This is a genomic window from Streptomyces sp. ISL-96 (genome assembly GCF_018614035.1).
In the GTDB taxonomy this organism is placed as follows: Bacteria; Actinomycetota; Actinomycetes; order Streptomycetales; family Streptomycetaceae; genus Streptomyces.
Window position 1 is genome coordinate 307996 of the sequence record NZ_JAGGPA010000011.1, and the last position, 23069, is coordinate 331064.

At 69.0% G+C, this 23069-nt stretch carries 20 protein-coding genes and 1 pseudogene; 10 read left to right on the plus strand and 11 right to left on the minus strand.

The features are described 5' to 3' along the window. Positions 1 to 83: 83 nt before the first annotated feature. Positions 84 to 398, minus strand: a complete 315-nt coding sequence (locus tag J7E96_RS08625) for an HAD-IA family hydrolase (protein ID WP_308295877.1) — start codon at positions 396 to 398, stop codon at positions 84 to 86. After that, positions 392 to 1507 (minus strand): hypothetical protein, encoded by a 1116-nt coding sequence (locus J7E96_RS08630; RefSeq protein ID WP_251069556.1) that lies wholly within the window; start codon positions 1505 to 1507, stop codon positions 392 to 394. The genes J7E96_RS08625 and J7E96_RS08630 overlap by 7 nt, the downstream gene beginning before the upstream one ends. A 671-nt stretch (positions 1508 to 2178) precedes the next feature. Here J7E96_RS08630 and J7E96_RS08635 point away from each other — a divergent pair. Beyond that, complete coding sequence (locus J7E96_RS08635; RefSeq protein WP_215129120.1) at positions 2179 to 2718, plus strand: DUF2087 domain-containing protein; 540 nt, start codon at positions 2179 to 2181, stop codon at positions 2716 to 2718. Between the two features lie 37 nt (positions 2719 to 2755). Here the strand turns inward: J7E96_RS08635 and J7E96_RS08640 are convergent, their stop codons facing one another. The 8 genes from J7E96_RS08640 to J7E96_RS08675 all read right to left on the minus strand — a co-directional run bounded on the left by J7E96_RS08640 (position 2756) and on the right by J7E96_RS08675 (position 12720). After that, a complete protein-coding gene (locus tag J7E96_RS08640) occupies positions 2756 to 6715 on the minus strand; it encodes a non-ribosomal peptide synthetase (RefSeq protein ID WP_215129122.1) in 3960 nt (1319 codons plus the stop codon). Beyond that, on the minus strand, positions 6712 to 7683 hold the full coding sequence (locus J7E96_RS08645) for a hypothetical protein (protein ID WP_215129124.1): 972 nt from the start codon (positions 7681 to 7683) through the stop codon (positions 6712 to 6714). Before J7E96_RS08645 ends, J7E96_RS08640 begins: the two co-directional genes overlap by 4 nt. After that, a complete protein-coding gene (locus J7E96_RS08650) occupies positions 7683 to 8381 on the minus strand; it encodes a 4'-phosphopantetheinyl transferase superfamily protein (RefSeq protein WP_215129126.1) in 699 nt (232 codons plus the stop codon). Before J7E96_RS08650 ends, J7E96_RS08645 begins: the two co-directional genes overlap by 1 nt. A gap of 2 nt (positions 8382 to 8383) precedes the next feature. Next, a complete protein-coding gene (gene fabG, locus J7E96_RS08655; RefSeq protein WP_215129128.1) occupies positions 8384 to 9088 on the minus strand; it encodes a 3-oxoacyl-ACP reductase FabG in 705 nt (234 codons plus the stop codon). Positions 9089 to 9141: 53 nt separating this feature from the next. Beyond that, positions 9142 to 10569 carry an MATE family efflux transporter gene (locus J7E96_RS08660; RefSeq protein WP_215129130.1) on the minus strand — a complete coding sequence of 476 codons (1428 nt, stop codon included), beginning with the start codon at positions 10567 to 10569 and terminating at the stop codon, positions 9142 to 9144. Next, positions 10566 to 10811, minus strand: coding sequence for a hypothetical protein (locus J7E96_RS08665; RefSeq protein WP_215129132.1), 246 nt, complete (start codon positions 10809 to 10811; stop codon positions 10566 to 10568). Before J7E96_RS08665 ends, J7E96_RS08660 begins: the two co-directional genes overlap by 4 nt. Positions 10812 to 10879: 68 nt before the next feature. Further along, positions 10880 to 11950 (minus strand): aminoacyl--tRNA ligase-related protein, encoded by a 1071-nt coding sequence (locus tag J7E96_RS08670; protein WP_215129134.1) that lies wholly within the window; start codon positions 11948 to 11950, stop codon positions 10880 to 10882. Continuing rightward, positions 11950 to 12720: a 2OG-Fe dioxygenase family protein gene (locus J7E96_RS08675; protein WP_308295878.1), complete on the minus strand. Its 771-nt coding sequence runs from the start codon at positions 12718 to 12720 to the stop codon at positions 11950 to 11952. The genes J7E96_RS08670 and J7E96_RS08675 overlap by 1 nt, the downstream gene beginning before the upstream one ends. Positions 12721 to 12902: 182 nt before the next feature. Between J7E96_RS08675 and J7E96_RS08680 the strand changes: the two genes are divergently transcribed. From J7E96_RS08680 to J7E96_RS08715, 8 genes are all read left to right on the plus strand, one after another. Then, entirely contained in the window at positions 12903 to 13589 is a 687-nt protein-coding gene (locus J7E96_RS08680) for a 4'-phosphopantetheinyl transferase superfamily protein (RefSeq protein ID WP_308295879.1), read from the plus strand. Continuing rightward, on the plus strand, positions 13573 to 13818 hold the full coding sequence (locus tag J7E96_RS08685; RefSeq protein WP_215129138.1) for an acyl carrier protein: 246 nt from the start codon (positions 13573 to 13575) through the stop codon (positions 13816 to 13818). The genes J7E96_RS08680 and J7E96_RS08685 overlap by 17 nt, the downstream gene beginning before the upstream one ends. Positions 13819 to 13875: 57 nt before the next feature. After that, positions 13876 to 14706 (plus strand): hypothetical protein, encoded by an 831-nt coding sequence (locus J7E96_RS08690; protein ID WP_215129140.1) that lies wholly within the window; start codon positions 13876 to 13878, stop codon positions 14704 to 14706. Beyond that, a complete protein-coding gene (locus J7E96_RS08695; RefSeq protein WP_215129142.1) occupies positions 14706 to 15902 on the plus strand; it encodes a beta-ketoacyl synthase N-terminal-like domain-containing protein in 1197 nt (398 codons plus the stop codon). Before J7E96_RS08690 ends, J7E96_RS08695 begins: the two co-directional genes overlap by 1 nt. Then, the gene (locus J7E96_RS08700; RefSeq protein WP_308295880.1) at positions 15899 to 16714 is read left to right on the plus strand and encodes an enoyl-CoA hydratase/isomerase family protein; all 816 of its coding nucleotides are present in this window, start codon (positions 15899 to 15901) and stop codon (positions 16712 to 16714) included. Before J7E96_RS08695 ends, J7E96_RS08700 begins: the two co-directional genes overlap by 4 nt. 104 nt (positions 16715 to 16818) lie before the next feature. After that, a complete protein-coding gene (locus J7E96_RS08705; RefSeq protein WP_215129144.1) occupies positions 16819 to 17274 on the plus strand; it encodes a MaoC family dehydratase N-terminal domain-containing protein in 456 nt (151 codons plus the stop codon). 23 nt (positions 17275 to 17297) lie between these two features. Beyond that, positions 17298 to 18155 (plus strand): dimethylargininase, encoded by an 858-nt coding sequence (ddaH, locus tag J7E96_RS08710; protein WP_374196644.1) that lies wholly within the window; start codon positions 17298 to 17300, stop codon positions 18153 to 18155. After that, positions 18152 to 19360 (plus strand): acetyl-CoA carboxylase biotin carboxylase subunit family protein, encoded by a 1209-nt coding sequence (locus tag J7E96_RS08715; RefSeq protein ID WP_215129146.1) that lies wholly within the window; start codon positions 18152 to 18154, stop codon positions 19358 to 19360. The genes ddaH and J7E96_RS08715 overlap by 4 nt, the downstream gene beginning before the upstream one ends. A gap of 398 nt (positions 19361 to 19758) precedes the next feature. Here J7E96_RS08715 and J7E96_RS08720 read toward each other — a convergent pair whose 3' ends face one another. Beyond that, entirely contained in the window at positions 19759 to 21837 is a 2079-nt protein-coding gene (locus tag J7E96_RS08720; protein WP_215129148.1) for a SpoIIE family protein phosphatase, read from the minus strand. A 928-nt stretch (positions 21838 to 22765) separates the two neighbouring features. On the opposite strand from J7E96_RS08720, the pseudogene J7E96_RS38700 reads away from it, so the two are divergent. Continuing rightward, positions 22766 to 23002: pseudogene (locus tag J7E96_RS38700) on the plus strand (RHS repeat-associated core domain-containing protein); the annotation flags it as partial. Positions 23003 to 23069: the final 67 nt, after the last annotated feature.

A 23069-nucleotide genomic window follows, 5' to 3' on the forward strand; every position in this document is an offset into this window, starting at 1 on the left:
AGGGGCCCGGCAGGGGCAGGGGCCCGGCAGGGGCAGGGGCCCGGCCTCAGGGCCGTGTCCCCCGCCCTTCGCTCACACCGCGGTCAGTCCCCGGGACCATGACACCCGAGCAGGTCAAGGACCGCGGCCAGCCCCCGTGGACGGTCCGGGCCCCGGTCGGCCGAAAGGATGTACGCGGGGATGCCCGCGGCTGTGGCCGCGCCGTCCCGTACCGCGTCATCGCCCACCATGAGGGCATCACCCGGCATCACCCCCAGCCGGTCGCAGGCAGCCCAGAAGATCGCCGCGTCCGGCTTCTGGACACCCACTTCGCAGGAAAGGACGAACTCCCCCACCAGAGGGGTCAGACCGGACCGGGTGAACGAGCCCCGAATGTCCCAGCCCGTGTTGCTCACCACAGCCGTCGCAATACCCGCCTCGTACAGCAGTCCTCCGGAGTGTGCAGTACCCAGACGTGCAGGGCGTCACGGGATTCGGACAGCGTCAACCAGGCGCCGTTCCCCAGTGCGGTCGGCTGGCAGGAGACCGGCGTTGGATAGGCGACCGGCACGAGCCCGTTCGTCCCCGAGGTGTCGAAGAGCCAGTGCCGGCTCTGTCCCCACTCCTCGTCGCACTCGACAGTCGAGACGAGCAGGGTCCCCTCATCGACGAAGCCACCCGCCCAGTCCCAATAGACAGGAACCTCGTCGTCATCGCCGGAAGGAGCGTCAGAGTGCCTGGGAATCACCGATTCGGCGTCCCACTCCAGCCCCTCCACGACGGCGCCACGGGAGTCGCGAACGGCGAGCGAGTCCTGGTCATGGGAAACGGTCATGAGCCTCTCGCCTGAGGGACTCACACTCAGCAGGCAGAGGTCGCCCTCCAGGTAGTCCACGTCCAATTTCTGCCCGTCCCACCGGCCCCAGCGCAGGGGCGCCCCGTCCTGCCCTTCGCCGATGCTCAGCCCCATCTGATGCGGATCGGTCGGGTGGGCAAGGTGGAAGCTGCCGGCCGCCGCGGCCTCGGCGTTGACCCGCGCGAGCACTCGACCGTTCTCGGCGTCGAGAACGAGCCACTCGTCGACCGTGTCCGGGTTCAGCTCGCCCTCGGGCAACGGGCCGCGTACGTGCGCCCAGACGAGTTTGCCGTCCAGTGAGAACCCGACTGAGCCGCCGTCCGGGTACCGATGGTCCTGGCGATCCGCATATTCGTCGTACGACTCGTGTATCTCCTGGCATGCGCCGTACCAGCATCCATGCCGCACCTCCCAGCGCGTCGCACCCGACGGCTCCACCGCCCGCACAGCATGGACCCCGGCGAAGACGGCCACACTTACGTCTGGCGCCACCTCCCACGTCCCACGGCGCCGCGGCCAGGGCGCGGGGAATCGGACGACGCTCGCCTCGGGGCGTGCGACGAAGGCGTCGTCCAGAGCCTGGACCACGATTTCCTCGTCGCTCCGCTGGACGAGGATCCTGCGCCCTGGCAGCCCGGCGATATCTGGCGGACCGGCCTGTGACGAGGACATGAGAGCGGGGATGGTGGCACAGAGCCGAGCACGAGCAGACACACGAATCTCCCAGGTGAGGCAAACTCCGGGAACCGTACGGCACACCTCGGACATCGTTCCGGGCGCCCAGTAGTCCGCATGTCAGCAGCACTCGATCACGCCCCCGGAGCACTCCGGACGACTCATCCGCCACCGTCGCCTTCGGCTAGGAAAGCGCCGTCCATGACGCCCCCACGAGGCAGCGAACTTCGCCGGCCGCGCAAAAGGTACGAGGCATTACTCAGCGTGCGCAGACCACAGAAGGTGAGCCAGAGCTCGAGTTGGATCGAGGCGGTTTCTGTCTGTAAGTGGCTGCTCGAGGTTCGAGGGAAGCAGGTCCCATACGTTTCTCCAGGCGCACTGGCTCCTTCTGCCAGGTCGGTGAATGGAGTACTTCGCTGACCCGTACCAACCTGCCGTGGGTGCCGGGTGGTTCGGTGCGGATCTCGATGCCGGGAAACGTCTTGTCGAATCCGGACGCCTTGATTCCGTGGGTGACGAGGTTGGCGAAGGCCCGCCGGATCACCGGCCGCTTCGCGAATCTCGGTTGACGGCGCCACGGCGATCCTCGGAGCATCGGAGTGCGGTCTTCGTGTGTGCCCGCACCGCCGCACGAGAGAAGAGTGGAACACCGATGAGGCCAGAGACCGTTGTGGCGTTGCTCGCCGAGCCCAGTCGGCCTGCGGGTCTTCTCCGCGGTCGTCCTCGGGACGTCCTCGCCCGCTGCCGTGGCCGGGGCGGCCGGGGTATCTGGCAAGCAGGCCGCCGTAGCGCTGCGGCGGCTGTGCGCCGGCGGACTGGTTTCGGAGACGGATGGGCGGCTCAGTGCGTACGCCGATCAGTTCAAGGGCATCGTGCGCGACAGCCTCACCACCGAGGCGCCCGAGCGCCACGGGTACGCCGACGAGGAGGTCGAGTCGCTGCTGCGCACGTTCGTACGCGATGGCCGGCTGGTACGGCTGCCCTCCCAGTGGGGGCGCCGTCGCATCGTGCTCCAGCACCTGACGCACCGTACGTTCGACACCGACACCACCTACGACGAGCGCACCGTCAACACGAAGCTGAAAGCCTGGTGCGAGGGGGCCGACACCGACCACGTGACGGTACGCCGCTACCTCGTCGACCTCTGCCTGCTCGGCCGCGAGGCCGGCCGCTACTGGTTGCGCACCGACATCCAGCCCGCGCTCTGACCCCGGCCGGCCGTCGGCCGGGGTCCGCCTTCGTGGGTCAGACGGAGGTCCCGTCGGCCAGGGCGTTCAGGGCCGCTGCCAGGGCCGGGCCGATCTCCGCCAAGGGGGCCGGGTCCATGAGGGCGTCGTGGTGGGCGGCCACCGGGATGTTCTTCACGCGGCCGGTCACGTGCGGGTGCCAGGCCTCGTGGGTGGCTCCGTTGGCCGGGGGGCTGTGGTCCGCCGTGAAGAAGAGCAGGTCTCCGTCGAAGCGGGCCGCCACCGGCTCGCGCAGCAGGTGCACGTGGCGGGTGTAGATGTCCGGCAGTGCCGCCAGGGCCTCGGGGCCGAAGCTCGACACCGCACTGTCCGCCGCCCGGAGCCGTTCGACGAACTGGGCGCGGCCCAGCGTGCCGTCACCGAAGGCGGCAGGTTCGAGGCCCAGGCTGGTCAGCAACTCGGCCAGCAGGTCCGGCTCGTCGAGGGAGTCCGCCAGTTCCTGCCACTCGGGCGGGTAGGAGTCCAGGAGTGCGAGCAGGGCCACCTCCTCGCCCTGCTCCCGCAGCCGGGTGGCAAGGGTGTGCGCCACGTTCCCGCCGAACGACCAGCCGAGCAGGTGGTACGGCCCGGCCGGCTGGACACGGCGGATGTGTTCCAGGTATTCGCCGGCCAGGTCCGTCATCGACCCGGCCGTCCGTCGCGCGGCCAGGCCGGGAGCCTGGAGTGCGTACAGCGGCTGGTCAGGAGGGAGATATCGGGTCAGGCCCGCGTACGACCAGGCGATGCCGGTGGCCGGGTGCACGCAGAACAGCGGGGGCCTGCTGCCCCGGGTGCGCAGCGGGAGCATGATGTCCGGCTGCTCCCGGCCCGGCACGGCGGCCAGGGCTTCACTGAGCAGCGCCACCGTGGGTGCCTTGACCAGGTCTCCTATCGAGAGGCCGGCGCCGAGTGCGTCGCGGATCGCGACGATGAGCCGCATACCGAGCAGGGAGTGGCCGCCCAGCTCGAAGAAGCCGTCGTCGATGCCGACCGACGGAAGCCCGAGCGCATCGGCGAACAGCGTGCAGAGCAGCTTCTCCTGCGGCGTACGCGGCAGGCGGCCCTGCTCCGGTGCGGTGAGGCCGGCAGGAGCGGGCAGCGCCTTCGTGTCGAGCTTCCCGTTGGCCGTCAGCGGGAGTGAATCCACCGGGACGAACGCGGTGGGCAGCATGTACGCCGGAAGCGTGGCAGCCATGTGGCGGCGCAGGGCGGCCGGGGAGATGGTCCGTCCGTGTCCGACCACGTATCCCACCAGGCAGCGGTCACCCGGGCGGTTCTCCCGTACGACGACGGCGGCCTGGGCCACACCGGGAGCGGAGCCGAGAACGGCCTCGACCTCTCCCAACTCAATGCGAAATCCCCGGATTTTGACCTGCTGGTCGGCCCGCGCGACGAATTCGAGCTCGTTTCGTTCGTTGTACCGCACCAGGTCTCCGGTGCGGTACATCCGCGAACCGGCGGGGCCGTGCGGATCGGCCACGAAGCGCTCCGCGGTCAGCCCCGGGCGCCCCAGGTAACCCCGGGCCAACCCGGCGCCCGCCACGTACAGTTCACCGGTCACACCCACCGGCACGGGTCGCAGCCGGTCGTCCAGGACATAGGCCCGGGTGTGGTCCAGCGGGGTGCCGATCGGGATGACGCCCCGGTAGTCGTGCGGGGTCCGCAGGCGGTGGCCGGTGGCGAACGTGGTGGTCTCGGTCGGGCCGTACCCATTGTTCACGACCGTATCGGGGCAGAACTCGGCGACCCGCCGCATCGCGACCGGAGAGGCCGCCTCGCCGCCTGTCCAGATCTCGCTGAGCCGGGCGAGGGTGGAGCTGTCCTCCTCCGCGACGAGGTTGAACAATGAGGTGGTGAGGAAGGCGGCGGTCACCCGGCCTTCAACGATCACCTTGCCCAGTACGCCGATGTCCAGGTCGCCCGGAGGCGCCACGACCACCTCTCCGCCCGAGAGCAGCGGCACCCACAGTTCGTACGTCGAACCGTCGAAGGCGAGCGAGGAGTGCAGCAGCACCCGGCGGTGGTCCCCGGCAGCGAAGGCCGAGTCGGTGGCCAGCTCGGCAACGTCGCGGTGGGTGACGGCAACGCCCTTGGGGGTGCCGGTGGAACCGGACGTGAACATGGCGTAGGCCAGCCCGTCCGGGTGGAGGGACGGCTGCGCCCCGGCCGGTGCGGCCGGCTCGTTCGCCGCCCCCGCCAGCAGATCGGCCAGCCGGATCACCTTGCTGACCTCGGGCAGGTTCAGGTGGTCGGTGGTGCGGTCGGTGATGACGAGGGGAGGCTCGCACGTCCGCAGGATGGTCTCGACCCGCGACTTCGGATACCGGGTGTCGAGCGGGACGTAGGCGCCCCCGGCCATCAGCACGCCGAGGACGGTGGCCACCAGGTCGACCGAGCGATCGAGGAAGAGGACCACCGGCGTCTCGGCCCGTACGCCCTCGGCCGTCAGCCGTCGCGCCAACCGAGTGGCCAGGGCGTCGAGTTCCGCGTAGCTGAGCGCCTCGTCGCCCATGCTCACGGCCGCCCGGCCGGGGGTACGGGCCGCCTGCTCGCGGAACAGTTCCGGGAGCGTACCGGCGGCCGGAGAGCGTTCCGCCCTGCGCCATCGGCGCTCGAACTCCTGCTCTTCCCTCTCGGTGAGCAGGGGCAGTTCACCGATCGCCGCGTCCGGCGTCGCGGTCGCGCGCTCCAGCAGCCGCACCAGGTGCGCCGCCATCCGCTCCACCGCGACCGCGTCGAACAGGTCACTGTCGTACTCGAAGTACGCCCGGACCGCGCCCGCCTCCTCGACGAAGCTGAGCATCACGTCGAATGCCGCCGTGGGGTTCGGCAGCGGGCGCCGGCGCACCGTGAGGCCGCCGGCGACGGTGCCGCTCTCCCCGTGCTCCCAGTGGTTGATCACCATCTGGAACACCGGGTGACGGTCGGCCACGCGCGGCGGATTCACCTCCTGGACCAGCCGTCCGAACGAGGCCCCCTGGTGCCGCAGCGCCTTGACGACCTTGGAACGGACCTGCTGGACCAGCCCGTTGAAGGAGGTGTCCGGCGTGATGCCCACCCGCACCGGCAGGGTGTTCACCAGCAGTCCGACCACCTCGTCGGTGCCCGGCATCATGCGGCTGGAGAGCGGCACACCAAGGGTGAGGTCGGTCTCCGAGGTGTAGCGGTGCAACAGGGTGAACGCGCCTGCGGCCAGGGTCATGAACAGGGTTGCGGAGTTCCCCGCGGCCACTTCACGCAGTCGTACGGCGAGTTCCGCCGGAATGTCCTGGCGGTGGCTTACCGCCCGACGGGTGCGGTCCGGCGGCGGTGTACGCATGAAGGGCAACTGCAGTGGCGGCGGAACGGTCCGCAGCTCCTCCAGCCAGTACGCCAGGGACCGCCCCGCGCGGGGCCCGTCGCACCTCTCCCGCTCCTGGAGCACGTACGCGGTGTAGCTCAGCCCGGGCGCGGGAACCGGCGCCCGGTCAGGACCTGCCGCGTAGAGGGCGGTGAGATCGCGGACCAGGATGTCGCAGGAGGCGCCGTCCGAGACGATGTGGTGCATGACGAAGAGCAGTACGTGGCGCTGCTGCGCCGAGCGGTAAAGCGTCGCACGGAACAGCGGTCCCTCGTCGAGCCGGAACGGCTGCTCCTGCTCCACCGCGATCAGCCGGTCAAGGACCGTTTCCGCTGCCGCGGGCACCTCGACCTCGGTGATCTTCAGTGGCGCGGTGGGCGAGACGATCTGGACGGGGGTTCCTGACTCCTGCACCAGGCGGGCGCGCAGCGCGGCATGCCGGCCGGTCAGCTCCCGCAGCGCCCACGTCAGACGGTCGCGGTCCAGGGGGCCGTCGAGGTGGAGGGCGAAAGAGACGTTGTGGGCGCTCGGCCCGGAACCCTCGATGAGCCACAGGCCCTCCTGCGCGGGCAGCAGCGGGAGTCGCTCCTGTGCCGAGGTGACCGGCGCGGTGTTCGCGCTGTTCGCGGTGGCGCTCATGCGAGTTCTCCCCAGAGACGGGCTGTGACGTCGTCGAGCACGGCGAACCGCTGGTTCAGGCGTTCCATGACGGCGCCGGAGCCGGTCGCCTCGTACCGCAGGGCGAGAACGCCCAGGGCTCGCCAGTGGCGGATCGCCTCCTCGCAGAGCTCCTTCGCCTCATCGGACGCCCCGGCCGCCTCCAGGGAGCGGCCCATCAGGGTCAGACTCGGCACGCAATAGAGGACCGTACTGTGGATGAAGAGGCGCCTGGCACCGAATTCGGTACTGCGGCCGGGGTCGTCGAAGCACTCCACACACAGCCGCTGGTAGTCCTTGATCGCATCACGGAAACGGTCCTCCGTGGCGAAACGGCGGGCCTGCTCGCGGAGGCTGCTCTCGAGTACGTCCGGTCCCTCGCGCTCGCCCGTCCCGGTGACGACGTAGAAGAACCCCATGCAGTCGTGCGCGTCACTCTGGATCCGGTCGCTGATGGCCTTCTCGAATTCGGCGAAGTCCAGCCGGGCCCGGCAGCTGAAACGCTCCGTGTCGACCACCATGCAGTCGAAGACGCGCAGGTCGGAGAGGTCTTCGGCTACCTCGTCGATCACGATGGAGTGAAGGTAGGAGCTGGTACGCCCGTAGACCTCGGCATAGCCCAGGTGGGAGGTGTTGACCCAGACGACCACCCCGCCGAACCGGTCGACCAGGTCCTTCAGCTGGGCTCCCACATCTCCGTACGCAATGGGTATGGCCTGGAGTCCGAACCCCATGCGGCGCATACCGAGGACGCCGGCCTCCTCGACCGGGAAGATGTATTCGGGGTAGCCCGATTCGTCGAGACCGGCCTGGAAGAGATACGCGTCGCCCTGCTCGAACAGGCTCTGTTCGGCGATGTCGCGGCCCAGCGTTCCGGCCAGGGCGCTGAAGCTGCCGGTGAAGCAGTTCACGGCGAATTCGGGGTACTGCTCGGTGATATGGCTGTTCATCAGGGCCCTCCTGGCCTGTCGTCGGGGTTCGGCGGTCCGTACGGCCGGCCCCCCGCACGGAGAAGAGTGAGCGGCTCCTGGGAGACCGCGGCGGCGACGGCACCCGAGTCCCGGGCGGTCCACCCGCGCACCTGCCACCGGGCGTCGTCGGCGCCGGATTCCGCGGTGCCGGATTCTGCTGTCGCGGGCCCGAAAAGGGACCCGTGTCCCACCTTCACCAGCGCTTCCTTGCGAACCCAGCGGCGGAGGAAGGCGAGTGCGGGATCGGCCGCCGTACGGACGGCAGCAGCCGCCTCGGCGCCGAGGACCCGCTCGGCGAGGCGTGGGTCGAAGACGAAGCCGGCCGTGGTCTCCACATCGATGCCCACGGGCGAACGACCGGCCGCCGCCGCCACCGTGCCCCTGGTGTGCGAAAGGCTCACCGACAGACCGGGATGGTCTCTGACGTACGGCCGCCCGTGGTCCGTGGCGCCGCATCCGGGACACCGCTGTTCGATCACAATCGACTGTGGCGGTACGTCGGCGAGCCGGGCCGCGCAGATCCGTACCAGAACGTGCGCCGCCACATAGTCGGGCCGGTCCGCACCGGTGAGGAGAGTGGCGCGGGCCTGCTCCTGGGGAGTCAGCAGCGTCTCGTACGAGCCGATTCCCCGGAGCACGCTGCGGCTGTCCTCGACCATCATGAGCGGACCGGCCACCGTCAGTGGCCCATGCCCATTCCGCCGTCGACCGGCAGGACCGCACCGGTGATGTACCCGGTCAGGTCACTGGTCAGGAACTCCGTCGCGGCGGCTACCTCTTCGGGCCGCGCCATCCGGCCGAGCGGAATCCGGCCGATCAGCTTCTGCTGGTGCTCCTCGGAGAGCACCGCCACCATGTCGGTGTCCGTGAGCCCCGGTGAGACGACGTTCACCGTGATGCCATGGCCGCCGAACTCCCGGGCCAGGGAGCGGGCCATTCCGATCAGCCCCGCTTTGGAGGCCGCGTAGTTGGCCTGCCCGGCCTCGCCGGACAGGGCCACGACGGAGGAGATGAAGACGATCCGGCCGAAACGGCTCCGGATCATGCCGCGTGCGGCGTGCTTGGCGGCGAGGAACGCCCCGGTGAGGTTGGTCCGCAGCGTCGCCTCGAACTCCTCCTCCGTCATGGCGTACAGCGGCTTGTCCCGGGTGATACCGGCGTTGACCACCAGGATCTCGACGGGTCCGTGCGCCTCCCCGGCCTCCTTGACGGCCCGCTTGACGTCCTCGGAGCTGGTCACGTCGCACCGTACGGCGAGCGCTCCGTCCGGGCAGTCGCCTGTGCGGTACGTCGCGGCGACCCGGTCGCCGCGCTCGACCAGGCGTTGCGCGATGGCACGGCCGATCCCTCGGTTTCCGCCGATCACCAGAGCGGATCGGGACACGGTTTCCTCATTTCACAGACGTGCGGGGAGGGGACGGCGGGGTGACGGGGGGATCAGACGGGTTGGACATCGCCTTCGGCGCTCCGCTCCGGTTCGCGCGCCGGCTTCACAAGCTGGTTCTCGCCCGATGCGGCGGCCCGGCGGATGCGCCAGAAGTAGAGCGCGCCCATAACGCCCTCGAACAGCGAGTACACGACCCAGATCAGCACCAGCACACCGGAACTGTCCCGGTTGGCCAGCGCGATGATCAGGATGGTCGGCACGCTCAGCACCCAGACCACCGCGATCCGGGTGAGGAAGACGAAACGGGTCAGCCCGAAGCTCTCCAGTACGGCGCCGCCGAACATGGAGAACATGAAGGCCACCGAGTACATCCAGAGCACCCGCGAGGTGTCGACGGCCGTACTCATCGTCGCCGGGTCCGCGCCGTCGAGGCCGAACGGGGAGAGCAGCAGGGTGGGCAGGAAGATCTGGAAGAAGGCGACGGTCAGGACGTACACCGAGGCCACCGCGAGCGTGGCCCGCAGGATGAGCGGCACGCGCTCGTGCTTGTTCTCGCCGACGGAGTTGCCCGACAGGATGCTGCACCCGATGCCCAGGCCGATCAGCGGGATGATCGCCACGTAGTTGAGCGAGAGAGCGACGTTGTTGGCGGCCAGCGCGACCGGGCCCAGGAGGCCGGCGATCCACACGAACGATGTGTGACCCATTTCCTCGAGACCGCTGGAGCCGCCCGACGGGGCCCCCTTGCCCAGCCGCGCCCCGATCAGCGCCGGGATCCTGCGGGCGCCGTTGCCGAGCAGCCGGGTGAACCCGGAGTAGAAGGTGCGGGGCAGACACACCACGTAACCGGCGAACATGACGGACACGGCGATGAACGTGGCGATGCCCGAGCCGCGCATGCCGAGTTCGGGCAGCCCGAACCTGCCGAAGATCAGGCCGACGCACATGACGACACCCACCACCTGGCCGACGACGCCCACCACCATCGGTACCCGTGTCTTACGGGTGCCGTTGAAGTACGACGCCAGCGCCATGTTGATGGTCATCACGGCGCCGAAGCGGGCCGACCACTCCAGGAACACCGACTCCAGCGCGACGCTGTCGGCCGGCCGGCTGCTGAGCTCCGGAATCCGGGTGATCAGCGGAGTGGCGAGCAGCAGCAGTACGGCCAGCCCCACGGCGAGCAGCACCCCGGCAGCGCCTTCGTCGGCGGCTGCGTCGCTGTCGCCGCGGCCGTGTGCCTGGGCGACGTACGACCGCGTGATGCCGGCGATCCCGGTGACGAACATGATGATCGTCATGCCGGTGAAGACGGCCGGGCCCGAGGCGATGAGGGTCGCCTCCGAATAGCGCGCCAGCGCGATGCGGTCGACCAGCATCATCACCAGGTTGCCGGCCATGCCGAACATCAGCGGCAGGGAGACCTGGACCACTTCCCGCGCTATGGACGGGTCGACCCAGGTACGGAGTGACTTCATGCCGCGGCTTCCCCGACCAGCTCGGTCACGCTCTTGACGAGGTTCTCGCGGGACGTCAGGTCGAAGGGGAAGACCTCGCCGACCTCGAGCATCGTGTCGAGGCGCTCCTCCACGGCGACCAGGAACCGCATCTGGTCGAGCGAGCTGACGATGATCTCGGCGGGCTGGGCGTCGGCCGGCACATCACGGGCCGCCGCGAGTTGCGCGAGCAGTTCGTCCACGATGGCTTCGATGTTCTGCATTGCTGAGAATTCCTATGGTCGGTGGTGGGTGGCGCACCCCTGCCGGTGCGCCACCCGGAGTCGGTCGGTCAGGGAAGCAGGCCGTACGCCTTGAGCGCGTAGGCGAGCCGGTCGAGCCCGATGCCCGCGCAGCAGGTCGCCTGGATCTTGCCGTCCTGGCTCAGCCCGAAGGAGTCGACGAACGCCGCGCCGTGCGAGTTGACGCTGGCCACGGAGAGTTCACCGTCCTCCATCGGGATCCGCACCTCGAACTTGCTGCCACTCATCAGCTGGGCGTTGCGCGTGAGCGTGGGGTCGTCGCCGAAGAAGGCGTCGGACGCACTCACGATACGGTGCGGAAGGCCGAGCGCCGCGAAGAGCTCGGTGTACGCCTCCAGGAGGTCCTGGAAGTACGTGGCGACCTCGTCCTGCGTGCCCATGCCGACGAGTTCGTACATGGTGAACTCGGCGAGCCGCGTCGCGGTGTGGTTGTGCGACTCATGGCGGAACACCGGGCCCTCGATGCCGAACATGCCGCCCGTGTGCCGCTCCATCAGCGCCTGCGCCTTGGCGTACACGTGGTAGCAGGTGACCGGGTTGAGCACCATGTCCGACGCGACGTAGAACGTCGCCAGCGCCTCGTCCTGACCGGGCCGGAGCTGGGACACCGAGACACCGTCCCAGTAGTCGGACCTGATCCGGGACACCGCGTTCACCAGGTTCGGGAACTTGCGGTAGTACCCCGCCTTGACCAGGACGTCACGCGAGATCAGAGCGGACCCGCGCAGTTGCGGTACGTCGAACCGGTCCGCCAGGTGCCCGCGCACCAGCGCGCGGGTGGTGTCCATCGCGTCGGCCCAGTCGGGTCCCTGGAGGTACGTTCCAGGGCCGACCTCCATCCGGTCGTCGTGCGGCAGACCGCACTGGGCACCCGGGCGGCCGGCGTTCTCGGCGACGACCTTGCTGGGCACCTCGCGCTGGCCACGCAGGAAGTGCCGTACGACGTCTCCCAGTTCCTTCTCGGAGAGGTCCGCGGGCACGCTGACCGTGAATCCTGGGTCGGCCTCGGTGACGGTCGCGTCGCCGTAGAAGAAGACGAGCGCCTTCTTCAGCTCCTGCAGTGCCGACTCGTCGGTCGAGCGCTTGTAGTGAAACGTCATCAGATGAGCTGCCGCATCGGAACGAAGTCCGTGAGCAGGATGGCGCGCTCGCCCGGGCCCTCGCCGGCGCCCTTCCTGATCGGGCCGACGTAGTGGCTGACCAGCTTGTCGGTGATGCCGTACGCCTCAAGTGGGCGGGTCAGCTCGAAGGAGGCCATGACCTCGCCCTCGGGCACCTGGTGGGGCTGCATGCCGCGGTACTTGGGCGGGGCGATGATGTTGTCGCCGCCCTCCGCGTTGCGCCGGTACATCAGGTGGGCGAAGACGAACGGCTCGCCGTCCTGGTGCAGTTCGTTCGGGGACGAGACGGCTTCGCCGCCGTCCTCGTCGATCGAGAGCTTGATGAAATGAACGCCGACGTGCAGCGGCCAGACCGAATCGACGTCGTTCCGGCGGGTCTGCTGGAAGTCGAAGTCGATGATGTCCAGCAGCAGTTGGTTGTTGCGGCCCCGCTCGCTGATGGCGGGAAGGTTGCGCACCACGCCCGGGTATTCGGGGTTGTGGTCGCCCTGGTAGTAGCCGTTCATCTCGTCGCGCGACTGGTCCTCCGTCGCGGGAATCCAGCTGAACTCCTTGGACCACGGCAGGTACATGCCGCGGGCGTATCGGCGGTAACGACCGGAGCCCGCGGCGTACGGGTCCTCCGGGAGGTCGTCGTACTCGCCGGCCAGCGCCCGGTAGTTACTGTCGCTCTCCGTGATGCCGAAAACGTCGGCGAGGTTCCACTTGTCGAAACCGTTTTTGGAGAGTTCCGAATCCAGTACGGACACTATTCAAATCCCCCTAAACGCAAACCACTTCAAGGATCCCAAGAAGATCACGGCCGCGGAACTTTGTAAACTCTCTGTGACCATGATCACTGGGGGTGGTTGGCCCCTCTGTGCGGCTGCTACGGTGACGCCGATCGGGCGTCCATGTAGTGCCCGATTCATGTACAGCCGGGGGGCATAGAGTGATTCAGGGCATCCTTCCCGCGCGGGTATTCGGTGAGGAGCTCTTCGTTGACCTGCCGTCAGCGGACCTCTATGCTGCCGAAGTCGACGCGCTGGGCGCGGTATCGTACGGACGGCGAATGGAGTTCGCCTCCGTCCGGCATTGCGCGAGACGGGCAATGACCGGGCTCGGTCTTCCAGCGGCGCCGGTCGTTCCGTCCCAAAGCGGCGCCCCGCAGTGGCCCGCCGGAGTCGTGGGCAGCATGACCCACTGCTCGGGCTACCGGGCTGCGGCACTTGCTCACAGGTCTGACCTGCACAGCATCGGCATCGACGCCGAACCGCACGGCCCGCTGCCCAGCGGAACCCTCGGTAAAGTGGCGCTGCCCTCGGAGCGTGCCCACTTGGCGGAGCTCTCCGGCGGCGAGCCCCGCGTGCACTGGGACAAGGTGCTCTTCACGGCGAAAGAATCGACGTACAAGGCTTGGTTTCCGCTGACCGGACGCCCGCTCGGATTCAAGGACGCGGAAATCACCCTGGACCCGGAACAGGGAACATTTGACGTCCGCCTCCGCACACAGGGGCCGCTCACCGATGGGCGCGAACTGAGCGGTTTCAGCGGGCGCTGGACCATTGGGCACGGCATTGTCGTGTCGGCTATCACGGTTTCTACTATTGAGGGGTTTCTCCATGTCGAACGCAATTGACTCCAGGATTTCCGATGTTCTGCGCAGCGTCGCCGAGCGTCCCGACTCATTCGAAATTACAGGTGAACAGCGCCTGAACGCCGACCTCGGAATCGACTCCCTGAAGTTCATCGACGTCATCGTCCACGTGGAGGCGGCGTTCGACATCGAGCTCGGCGACGACTTCTCACGCGACCTGGTGACGGTGGCGGACCTGGACACGTACATCGCGGGCATCGCCGCCAAGTAATCGCACCTGCTGCTGCTCCTGCCGTCCGGCATCAGCGGCTCTGCCATGGAGAGACACGTGTTTAAGTTCAGCCTTGACCGAGTCGCGATGTGTGCGGTGGATCCGGAACAATCACCGGGCGAGGCCCCCGCGGGCGCGCCGGAGGACTTCCACCTTGTCGTCGGAACCGCCGGCGACCAGTTCCGCGACTGGTTCACCCGGCTGTGTCTGTACCTCGTACTCCAGGACGAGTACGAGCGCGAGAGCGGCGAGACGGTGATCATCGGGACCGAGTACGGGAACTTCGGCGCCATGGCGGGGCTGCAGCGCACGGCGGCGGCCAAGGGCCGGCTGATGTCGGCCCAGTACTTCCCCAACGCCCTGACCAGTTCCGCGTCGGCCTTCGTCAACCTGGCGATCGGCGCCACCGGCCGGAACATGACCCTGAACGCCGCTCAGCTCACTCCGGTCGTCACCCTCTGGCAGGTGCTGGCCGCGCTCGGCAAGGGCAGTTCGTCGACGGGCCACCTCCTGATCGGCGATGTCTACTCCCCGGAGGCCCTGGGCGACGCGCGGCGCGAGGACGCGGACCTGCCCTGCGAATCCGGTGTCACGCACGCCCGGTTGAGCACGGGCGACGCATACTCGGCGCGCTTCGACTTCTGGCAGGAGGACGCGGCCTCGGCCGGGCCCTTCCCGGCAAGCGGCCGGGCATGGGTCGTAGCGCCGGGAGAAGGCGTCGTGCAGACCGCCGAGCCGAAGGAACACCTGGGCAGGAACGGGGCGTTTATCACCGCCGAGTTCCTCCGGATGCTTCAGGGGCTGGGCCCGGGCGGGAGTGCGGTCGTCGAATGCCGTGCCACGTCCGGCAAGCGCGCCAGTGTGACCGTAACGAAGAGGAGTTCGTGATGAGCCGAGGACCTGAATCCGTATTCGTCACCGGTCTCGGAGCGATCTCACCGGCCGGAGCGGGCAAGGAACGTCTCTGGGACGACCTGTGCACCACGACGGCCCGCTTCGAAGAACTGAAGCCCATCTACCCGGGCATGAAACCGGGCATCCTGAGCGGCCGCGTCCCCGGACCGGCCCGCGAGCGCGCCCAGGAACTCACCGGCCACCGCCCGGCGTACGGGACCGCTCGCTCGGCCTCGCTGTTCGCCGAGTACGCGGCGCTGGAGGCACTCGGCGACGCCGGGTTCACCCCCGGCCACCCGGCACTGCGTAACGCCGTGGTGTGCGTCGGCAGCAGCGACGGCCAGGCGGACGCCCTGGAGGACGTCGTCGCCGGCCGGTGCGACCCCGCCAGCTCGGGCGGCTACTCCAGCTACTCCATCTCGGACGACGTCGCCCGCGCCGTCGGCTCGGTCGGCCCCACCTTCACCGTGCACAACACCTGTGCCTCTGCCAACGTGGCGCTGTCGTGCGCGCTGGAGATGCTCCAGGCCGGGGTGGCCGACACGGCGGTCGTCGGCGGCGTCGACCCGTACTCCGAGAAGAACCTGATCGGTTTCAACACGCTGCAGGCGATCGGCCCGCACGCCTGCCGTCCGTTCGCCAAGGAACGGCGGTACGTGACGCCTTCCGAGGGCGCCGGCTTCCTCGTCCTGCAGACCGAGCGGTCCCTGACGGGCGCCCGCTCTCCGTACGCCGAGCTGCTGGCCTCCGCCGTGAACAACGACGCCAGCCACCCCACGGCCCCGGACCCCGGCGGTGTCGCGGCCTGCCACCGGATGGCGCTCGCACAGGCCGGCCTCGAAGAGTCGGACATCGACGTGATCTTCGCCCATGGGACAGGCAGTCGCGCCAACGACAGCATCGAAGGGGCGATCTTCCAGGAGCGCTATCCCCGGGCGGCGATCACCGCCATCAAGGGAACCGTCGGTCACCTGATGGGCGCCGCCGGAGCGGTCGGCGCCGTGGCTTCCTGCATGGCCCTGGAGCGCCGCCTGGTGCCGCCGACCAACATCGGCCGCGAGGACGTGGAGCTGGACATCAACCTCGTCACCGGCGCCCCCCGGTCCGTGCCAGGGCTGCGCCACGTACAGAACAACGCCTTCGGCTTCGGCGGCAACAACGCGATCAGCATCTTCCGGAGCGTCACGTGACGGACGAGCACCACGTGACGGACGCCCTGGGGTACGGGTCTCCGCTCCGGTTGACCATGGACGGCCCGCTGGCCGTCCTGACGATGGACAGTCCGCCGAAGAACCTCTTCGACGCCCCGATGTGGGAGGCCTGGAAGGCCGCGCTGAAGTGGCTCGCAGACCATCCACCGCGCGGGCTGCTGATCCGGGCCGAGGGCACGGTCGTCAGCGCGGGCGTCGACGTCGAGGTCTTCCGTCAGATGTCGCCGGACGACGCCGAGTCGTTCTGGGCCGGGCAACTGGCCACGACCCGGGCACTGGAGCAGCTGCCGTTTCCCACCGTGTTCGCGGCGCACTCCATGACGCTCACGGCCGCCTTCGAGCTCGCGCTCGCCTGCGACCTCATCGTGGCAACCGGCTCGGCGCGCTTCGGCCTCGTCGAGCGGGTGGTCGGGTTCACCCCCGCCATGGGCGGCACCCAGCGGCTCGCGGAGCGCGCGGGCCCGGGCCGGGCCCGCGAGGCGGTGATGACGGGCAAGCTCTACCGAGCAACCACCCTGGAGCGCTGGGGGGTCGTCAATGAGATCTTCGAGCTGGCCACGTTCCGGGAGGACGCTTATGCGTACGCCATGGAGCTGGCCACCGGGCCCACCGTCGCGCACGCGGCGACCAAGCAGGTCGTCGCGCACTTCCTGGCCGGTGGCACCGGGGCGGCGGACGCGGCTCTGCCGGGCATCGCCGCGGAGGTGTCGAGGAGCGAGGACCACCGTCGTTCGGTGGAGGCGTTCCTGACCGAAGGGCCGGGTCACCGGACCACCTGTCTCGGCCGCTGAGCCAGTGACGTGATCCGAGTGACCGAGACCCATGTGCCCGAGACCCATGTGACGGAGACCCATGTGACGGAGAGCCGCATGTCGGACAGAAGCAGGGGGCCTCGATGCCGGTGACCTCGGACCTGGTCGGGCGGAGCTACCCGACCACCGAGCCGTACGAGGTGTGCCGGGAGAAGATCCGGGAGTTCGCGGCCGCCATCGGCGACCCGCACCCGGCCTACCGGGACGTGGCCGCCGCCCGCGCGCTGGGCCACCCCGACGTGATCGCGCCACCCACGTTCGTCTTCGCCGTGGTCCACCGGGCCATGGCCGAGGTCCGCGGCGACCCCGCGATCGGCCTCGACATCGACCGGGTGGTCCACAGCGATCAGCGCCTGGAGTTCCACCGCCCGGTCCGGGCCGGGGACCGGCTCACCGTCACCCTGTACATCGACGCGGCCCGGAGCCTGGCGGGCAGCGGGATCCTGTCGACCCGGGGCGAAGTGGCCACGGAGAGCGGCGAACCCGTTGTGACGGCACACATGACGCTGATCTCCCGCGCACCACAGAACACAGACTGACCCACACCAGAGGAGCGAGTCTCGTGCCCATCGCCGATACGATCCATCCGGCACAGCACACCGTCCAGCCCGTCAACGCCCGCGTGGCAACCCCGCGCCGGCTGCTGATGTGCCGCCCCAGCCACTTCGACGTCACGTACTCGATCAACCCGTGGATGCACCCGGAGAAGCCCTGCGACGGCGGTCGCGCGGTGGCCCAGTGGGAGCAGCTGTACGAGCTCTACACGTCGCTCGGCCACTCGGTGGAGGTCATCGACCCGATCCCCGGGCTGCCCGACATGGTGTTCGCCGCCAACGGTGCGACGGTCGTCGACGGCAAGGTGCTCGGCGCCCGTTTCCGCCACGCGGAGCGGACCGCGGAGGGCCCTGCCTACCTGAACTGGTTCGAGAAGCAGGGCTTCCAGGAGACCCTCTGGCCGGAGTACATCAACGAGGGCGAGGGTGACTACCTCGTCGTCGGCCGGCGCATCCTGGCCGGAACCGGCTTCCGTACGGACCCCCGGTCGCACGCCGAGGCCCAGGAGTTCTTCGGTCTGCCGGTCACCGGCCTCACCCTGGTGAACCCGAACCACTACCACCTGGACACCGCGCTGTCGGTGCTCTCCGACACGGAGATCATGTATTACCCGGAGGCCTTCTCGAAGGGCAGCCAGTCGGTGCTGCGGGCGATGTTCCCGGACGCCATCCTGGCCCGCCACGAGGACGCCGCGGTGTTCGGCCTCAACGCCTTCAGCGACGGCTACAACGTCCTGTTGCCGCAGGCGGCCACCAACCTCATCGCGCGGCTCAAGAACAGGGGCTTCAACCCCATCGGCGTGGAGCTGTCCGAGCTGCTCAAGGCGGGCGGCAGCGTCAAGTGCTGCACTCTGGAGCTTCGATGAAGATACTCGTACTCGGCCGCGAGGAAGACTCCCTCGACTACCTGCGCTACTGCGAGAGCCACGGCATCGAGGCCACGTTCACCGAGCCGCCCTCGCTCGCCGGCATCGACCGGGACGCCTGGCAGGAGGCCCTGCCGGCGGTGGTGGCCGAGACCACGGACCTGGCCTCCTTCGACGAGATCGTCTCGTTCCGTGACGGCTACCAGGTGCATACGGACCTGCTGCGCCGCCACCGCGGCTGGCCGGCCCGTGACATCGACGCGGTGAACTGCCTCACCGACAAGACCGTGTTCAAGTCCCACCCCGCGGTACGGGACTTCGTCGCGCCGTACGTCGAGATCGCCCTGGCCGCCGATCCCCGCGAGGCACTGGACCGGGTCGAGGCGGAGCTGGGCTTCCCCGTCGTACTCAAGCCCTCGAACGGCTTCTACAGCGCGGGAGTCGTGCGCGTCGACCGGCCCGAGGACTTCCGTAAGGCCTTCGTCTCGGTGAAGCGCGTGTGCGGTCTGCTGCGCGACAGCCGGGGCCCGTCCCAGATCATCGCGGAGCGGTATCTGGACGGCGACGAGGTGATGGTCGACGGGTTCGTCGTCGACGGCAAGGTCACCTGCCTCCTGTTCCACATCAAGCTGCCCCGTCTGACCGGTCTGCCGTCCTTCCACGAGACGGGTTGCGTCACCCAGCCCTTCGACGGCGTGAAGGGCCCCGAGTTCCAGGAGATGCTGGAGCGCGTCATCTGGGGCACCGGCCTGGACAACTCGGCGTTCAACGCGGAATTCCGCTACGACGGCGACGGCCGCCTGTACATCCTGGAGTGCGCCCCGCGTATCTCCGGCGGGGGTGCCTCGGTCCACAACCTCCTGCGCATCTGCACCGGCCTCGACGCGTACGGAATCCAGCACCGCCTCGGCCGCGAGCCGGTCGGCCTCACCCCCACGCGGCGGAGCGCCGCGCTGGAGTACGACTTCTGCGCCGCCAAGAACGGCCACCTCGTACGCCTGGAGGACACGGTCGCCCTCCTGCGGGACCTCGACGCGGACACGATCCTGCAGTACCGCGAAAACGGTCAGTTCGTCTTCGCTCCCCCGCTCAACGTCGAGACCGTGCTCACCGCGTACTTCGCCTGCGAAACCGCGCAGGCCGCCGAGGAGCTGCTGGACGTGGTCCAGCACAAGTGCGTCATCGAAACCACCGAACAGCCCTGACCCACCGGTTTCACGAACCTCCCGAGCCCTGGCCGTTACGACGGCCAGGGCTAGGTCTCATTCAGCCGGTGCCGTCTGCGCCGCCAAGCCGTCCAAAGGCGCGCCGCATGGTCTCCGCGATGTTGACGCGGGCCTTGGCATTGGGCGGTGGGGAGAGGCCGGCCCGGCATTGGTGAGGATCCCCTGAGCAAGGGCACATGTGGTGGCCGAGCGCCTCTCCCACAAGGCGATGAAGGGCCGGCGTCGATGGTGCGGACAGGGACGACGAACCGCAGCCGTCGACCAAGGCCGGCAGTCCATCGCCGCGGCGATGGTGTCGGCGCGCATCCGGGCAGCCATACCCGGCGGCGGCGACCAGGTCACCCGTCGACCAAGAAGCCCTTCCCTTACGGTCGGGGTCAGCGGCGGACGCGGGCGATGAGCAGGGCGACGTCGTCGTGGTCGTCGGGATGGCGCAGCGCGGCCAGGAGGTGGTCGCAGGTGTATTCGAGGTCGCGGTGAGGGCCGCCGAGGAGAGTGGCGAGGGCGTCCAGGCGGGTGTCGATGTCCTGGTCCCGGGTCTCCACCAGGCCGTCGGTGTAGAGGACCAGCTGGTCGCCGGGGTCCAGGTCGATGGCGGTGGTGCGGAAGGGGACGCCGCCGACGCCCAGGGGCGCGCCGGTGGGCAGGTCGAGCAGTTCGGGGGCGTGGCCGGCCCGCATGCGGACGGGCGGCAGGTGGCCAGCGGTGGAGATGCGGCATTGCGCGCTGTGGGGGTCGTACAGCGCGTAGGTGCAGGTGGCGAAGTAGGGGTCCAGTCCGGCGGTGATCCGGTCCAGGTTGCGGAGCACCTCGGTCGGTTCAAGGTCGAGGCCGGCGAGGGTCTGGGTGGCGGTACGCAGTCGTCCCATGGTGGTGGCGGCCTTGACGCCGCTGCCCATGACGTCACCAACGACGAGGGCGGTCTTGTGGTCGGGCAGCGGGAGGATGTCGTACCAGTCGCCGCCGACCTCGCTGGCTGCGCTGGCGGGCTGGTAGCGGGAGGCAACATCCAGGCCGAAGAGCCGCGGTGGTGGGTCGGGCAGAAGGCTGCGCTGGAGGGTCAGGGCGGTGTCGCGCTGCTGCTGGTACCAGCGGGCGTTGTCGATACAGACAGCCGCGCGAGCGGCCAGCTCGCCGGCCAGGGTGGCGTCGTCCTCGGTGAACGGCTGCGGGTTCCGGGCGCGTACGAGATCCAGGGCGCCGATGACCTCACCGCGAGCGATCAGCGGCACAGCCAGGTAGGAGTGCACGCCGGCCCGGGCCAGCAGCGCGGCGGCCCGCGGGTCGCGGGCGATCAGGGACAGATCGGCCTCGCCCACGTGCGGCACCATGACGGGCCGGCTGGTGTTGACCGCCCGGGTGACCAGCCGGTCGGCGTCGTAACGGGCGACCTCGCCCGGAGGGTCGGTCGCCGCGGCGGCCTCGGTGGGATAGGCGACAGCGACAGCCAGGGCTCGGAACAGCGCCGGTCCGTCGGCGGGAACGATGGTGCGCTGGCCCGTCAGAGCGGAGTCGAGCACGTCCACGGCCGCCATGTCGGCCAACTCCGGCACGGCGACATCAGCCAGCTCACGGCAGGTCTCCTCCAGATCCAGCGTGGTACCGATGCACACGGAAGCGTCCGCGACCACGGCCAGCCGATGACGGGCCCGGTCCGCATCCAGAGCAGCGCGGTGCCGGTCGGTTACGTCCACCGACGAGGTGGCCACCCCCAGCACGTTGCCGGCAGAGCCTTCCAAACGGTAGTAGGACACCGACCAGGCATGTTCGGTGTCAGGGTCGGCCTGAGTGCTACCCACGGTGTACTGGTCCAGCAGCGGCACGCCGGTGGCGAGGACCTGCCGCATGGCAGATTCGACGCTCTTGGTGTCCAGGAACGGCAGCGCTTCTCGCACAGTTCGACCGAGGTGTTCTTCGGCGGGGAGGCCGTTGATCCGCTCCAGCGCCGGATTGACCATGACGTACCGCAGCTGGGGGTCCATGACGGCCAGCCCGATCGGTGACTGGTCGACCAGCCGCACCGACAGCGCCAAGTCCCGCTCCACCCGCCGCAGCGTCGCCTGGTCAGTGGCCAAGCCGAGGGCGTACAGATCACCGCGGTCGTCCAGCAGCCGCATGTTGCGAAACTCCAGCAACCGCATGCCACCATCTTTGTGCCGCACGGGGAAGACACCCGCCCAGCTCCCTTCACCCTCCATCACCTGGGCAAACAGCCGCAGCACAAGATCGACATGCTCGTCCGCCACCAGCAGCTGCGCCGCGAACCGACCGAGCGCCTCCGGGGCGCTGTAGCCCAGCAACGCCTGGGCCTGCGGGCTCCAGAACACGATCCGCCCGTCGGCGTCCAGAACGATCGCGGCCACACCCAGCACGTCGAGCAGCCCGCCCGGCGGCGACGGCCCCAGCTCCGCCCGCCCGGCATGGCCAAGATCAGCCTGGAACCCATTTGCATCCATGGCCGGCTGCTCCTTCCGCCCCGTCGACACGGTAGGTGATCGCACTGCTGGCAGCGGGCGACGTGGTCTCTTCCATCGTCGCCCCGCAACACCGGCCCGGCAGCCCGTTGGCCCAGCCTGGCTTCTGCCGTCACACGCAAGGGACACCTGTGGCTCTGTTCGCGAGCTGCGTTTCCGGGAGGCACCCGGCCCGGACCGGAGTCGGTGTTCACGAGAACGGGTTCTGGATCATTTGGGGCGGCCACTCTGCGCGACGATTGATTTTGATGACGGCTCCTGGGAGGTCGCCCGAAAACAGCCGTGGGCACTCCTGTCGTGGCTGACAGTTCTCGACTGTGAACGAGGTCTTGCTCCGCCTGGAGGAGTTGCTGTTCCTCTCGGCTCCAGAGGTTGGCGTGGTGTCGGTGAATGCTGTGGAGCTTGGTCGAGCCGGATGCACGGTTCCTATCTGCGGTTTCCTGCGGATTGCCGAGCACGGGGCGCCGTGTTGTCTGTGCCTGCACGTCCGTCGGTTCACCTGCGTGGATTCTTTGTGCGACCGGCGGACGTTCGCCGAACAGGTCCCGGGGCTGACGCGTCGGCACAGCCGGTGGACCGAATCGACGCGCTGCGCCACGAGCGGTACCGGTGGAGCCCAGTCGGTGCCGATGCGCGGCAGCTCGCGCTTCTCGGCGCCGGTCCCCTTGAACGCGAGGGAGCGCACCTCGGCCTTGCGCGGCTTCAGTCCGTCCTGCGCCGGGTCCGCGTCGGGATTGGCGATGGCGACGGTTACCGCCCCTGCACCACCGAGTACGACCGCGCCGACGGTCAGTCATGCTCGGCGTTTCATGCTCAGCGGTCTGTAGGCATGCGACTTGCGCGGGCTCAAATCCCTTACACCTCATGAGAGTTCACTTGCGGCGAACCTCTCACAGAGGCGGCCCTGCGGTACAACGGCCACACCCACGTCGAGACCCTGACCTCTAATACCGGTGACATTCACCGGCATTGACAAGCCGGATACGGCTGATCCGGAGAAGGAGGCCTACAACCCGTACCGCTTCAACGCCAAGCGGTGGGACTCGGCGTCCGGCACTTACGATATGGGTTTCCGCGAGTACGACCCAGGCCTGAACCGCTCACCACCCGGGACATGTACAACGGTGCCTTCGCCGACATGAACCTAGCTCAACGCGATGATCGAGCGGTGGGACGAGGCCGATGACGCCCGGCGGATCCGGTCCCGGCCCCGC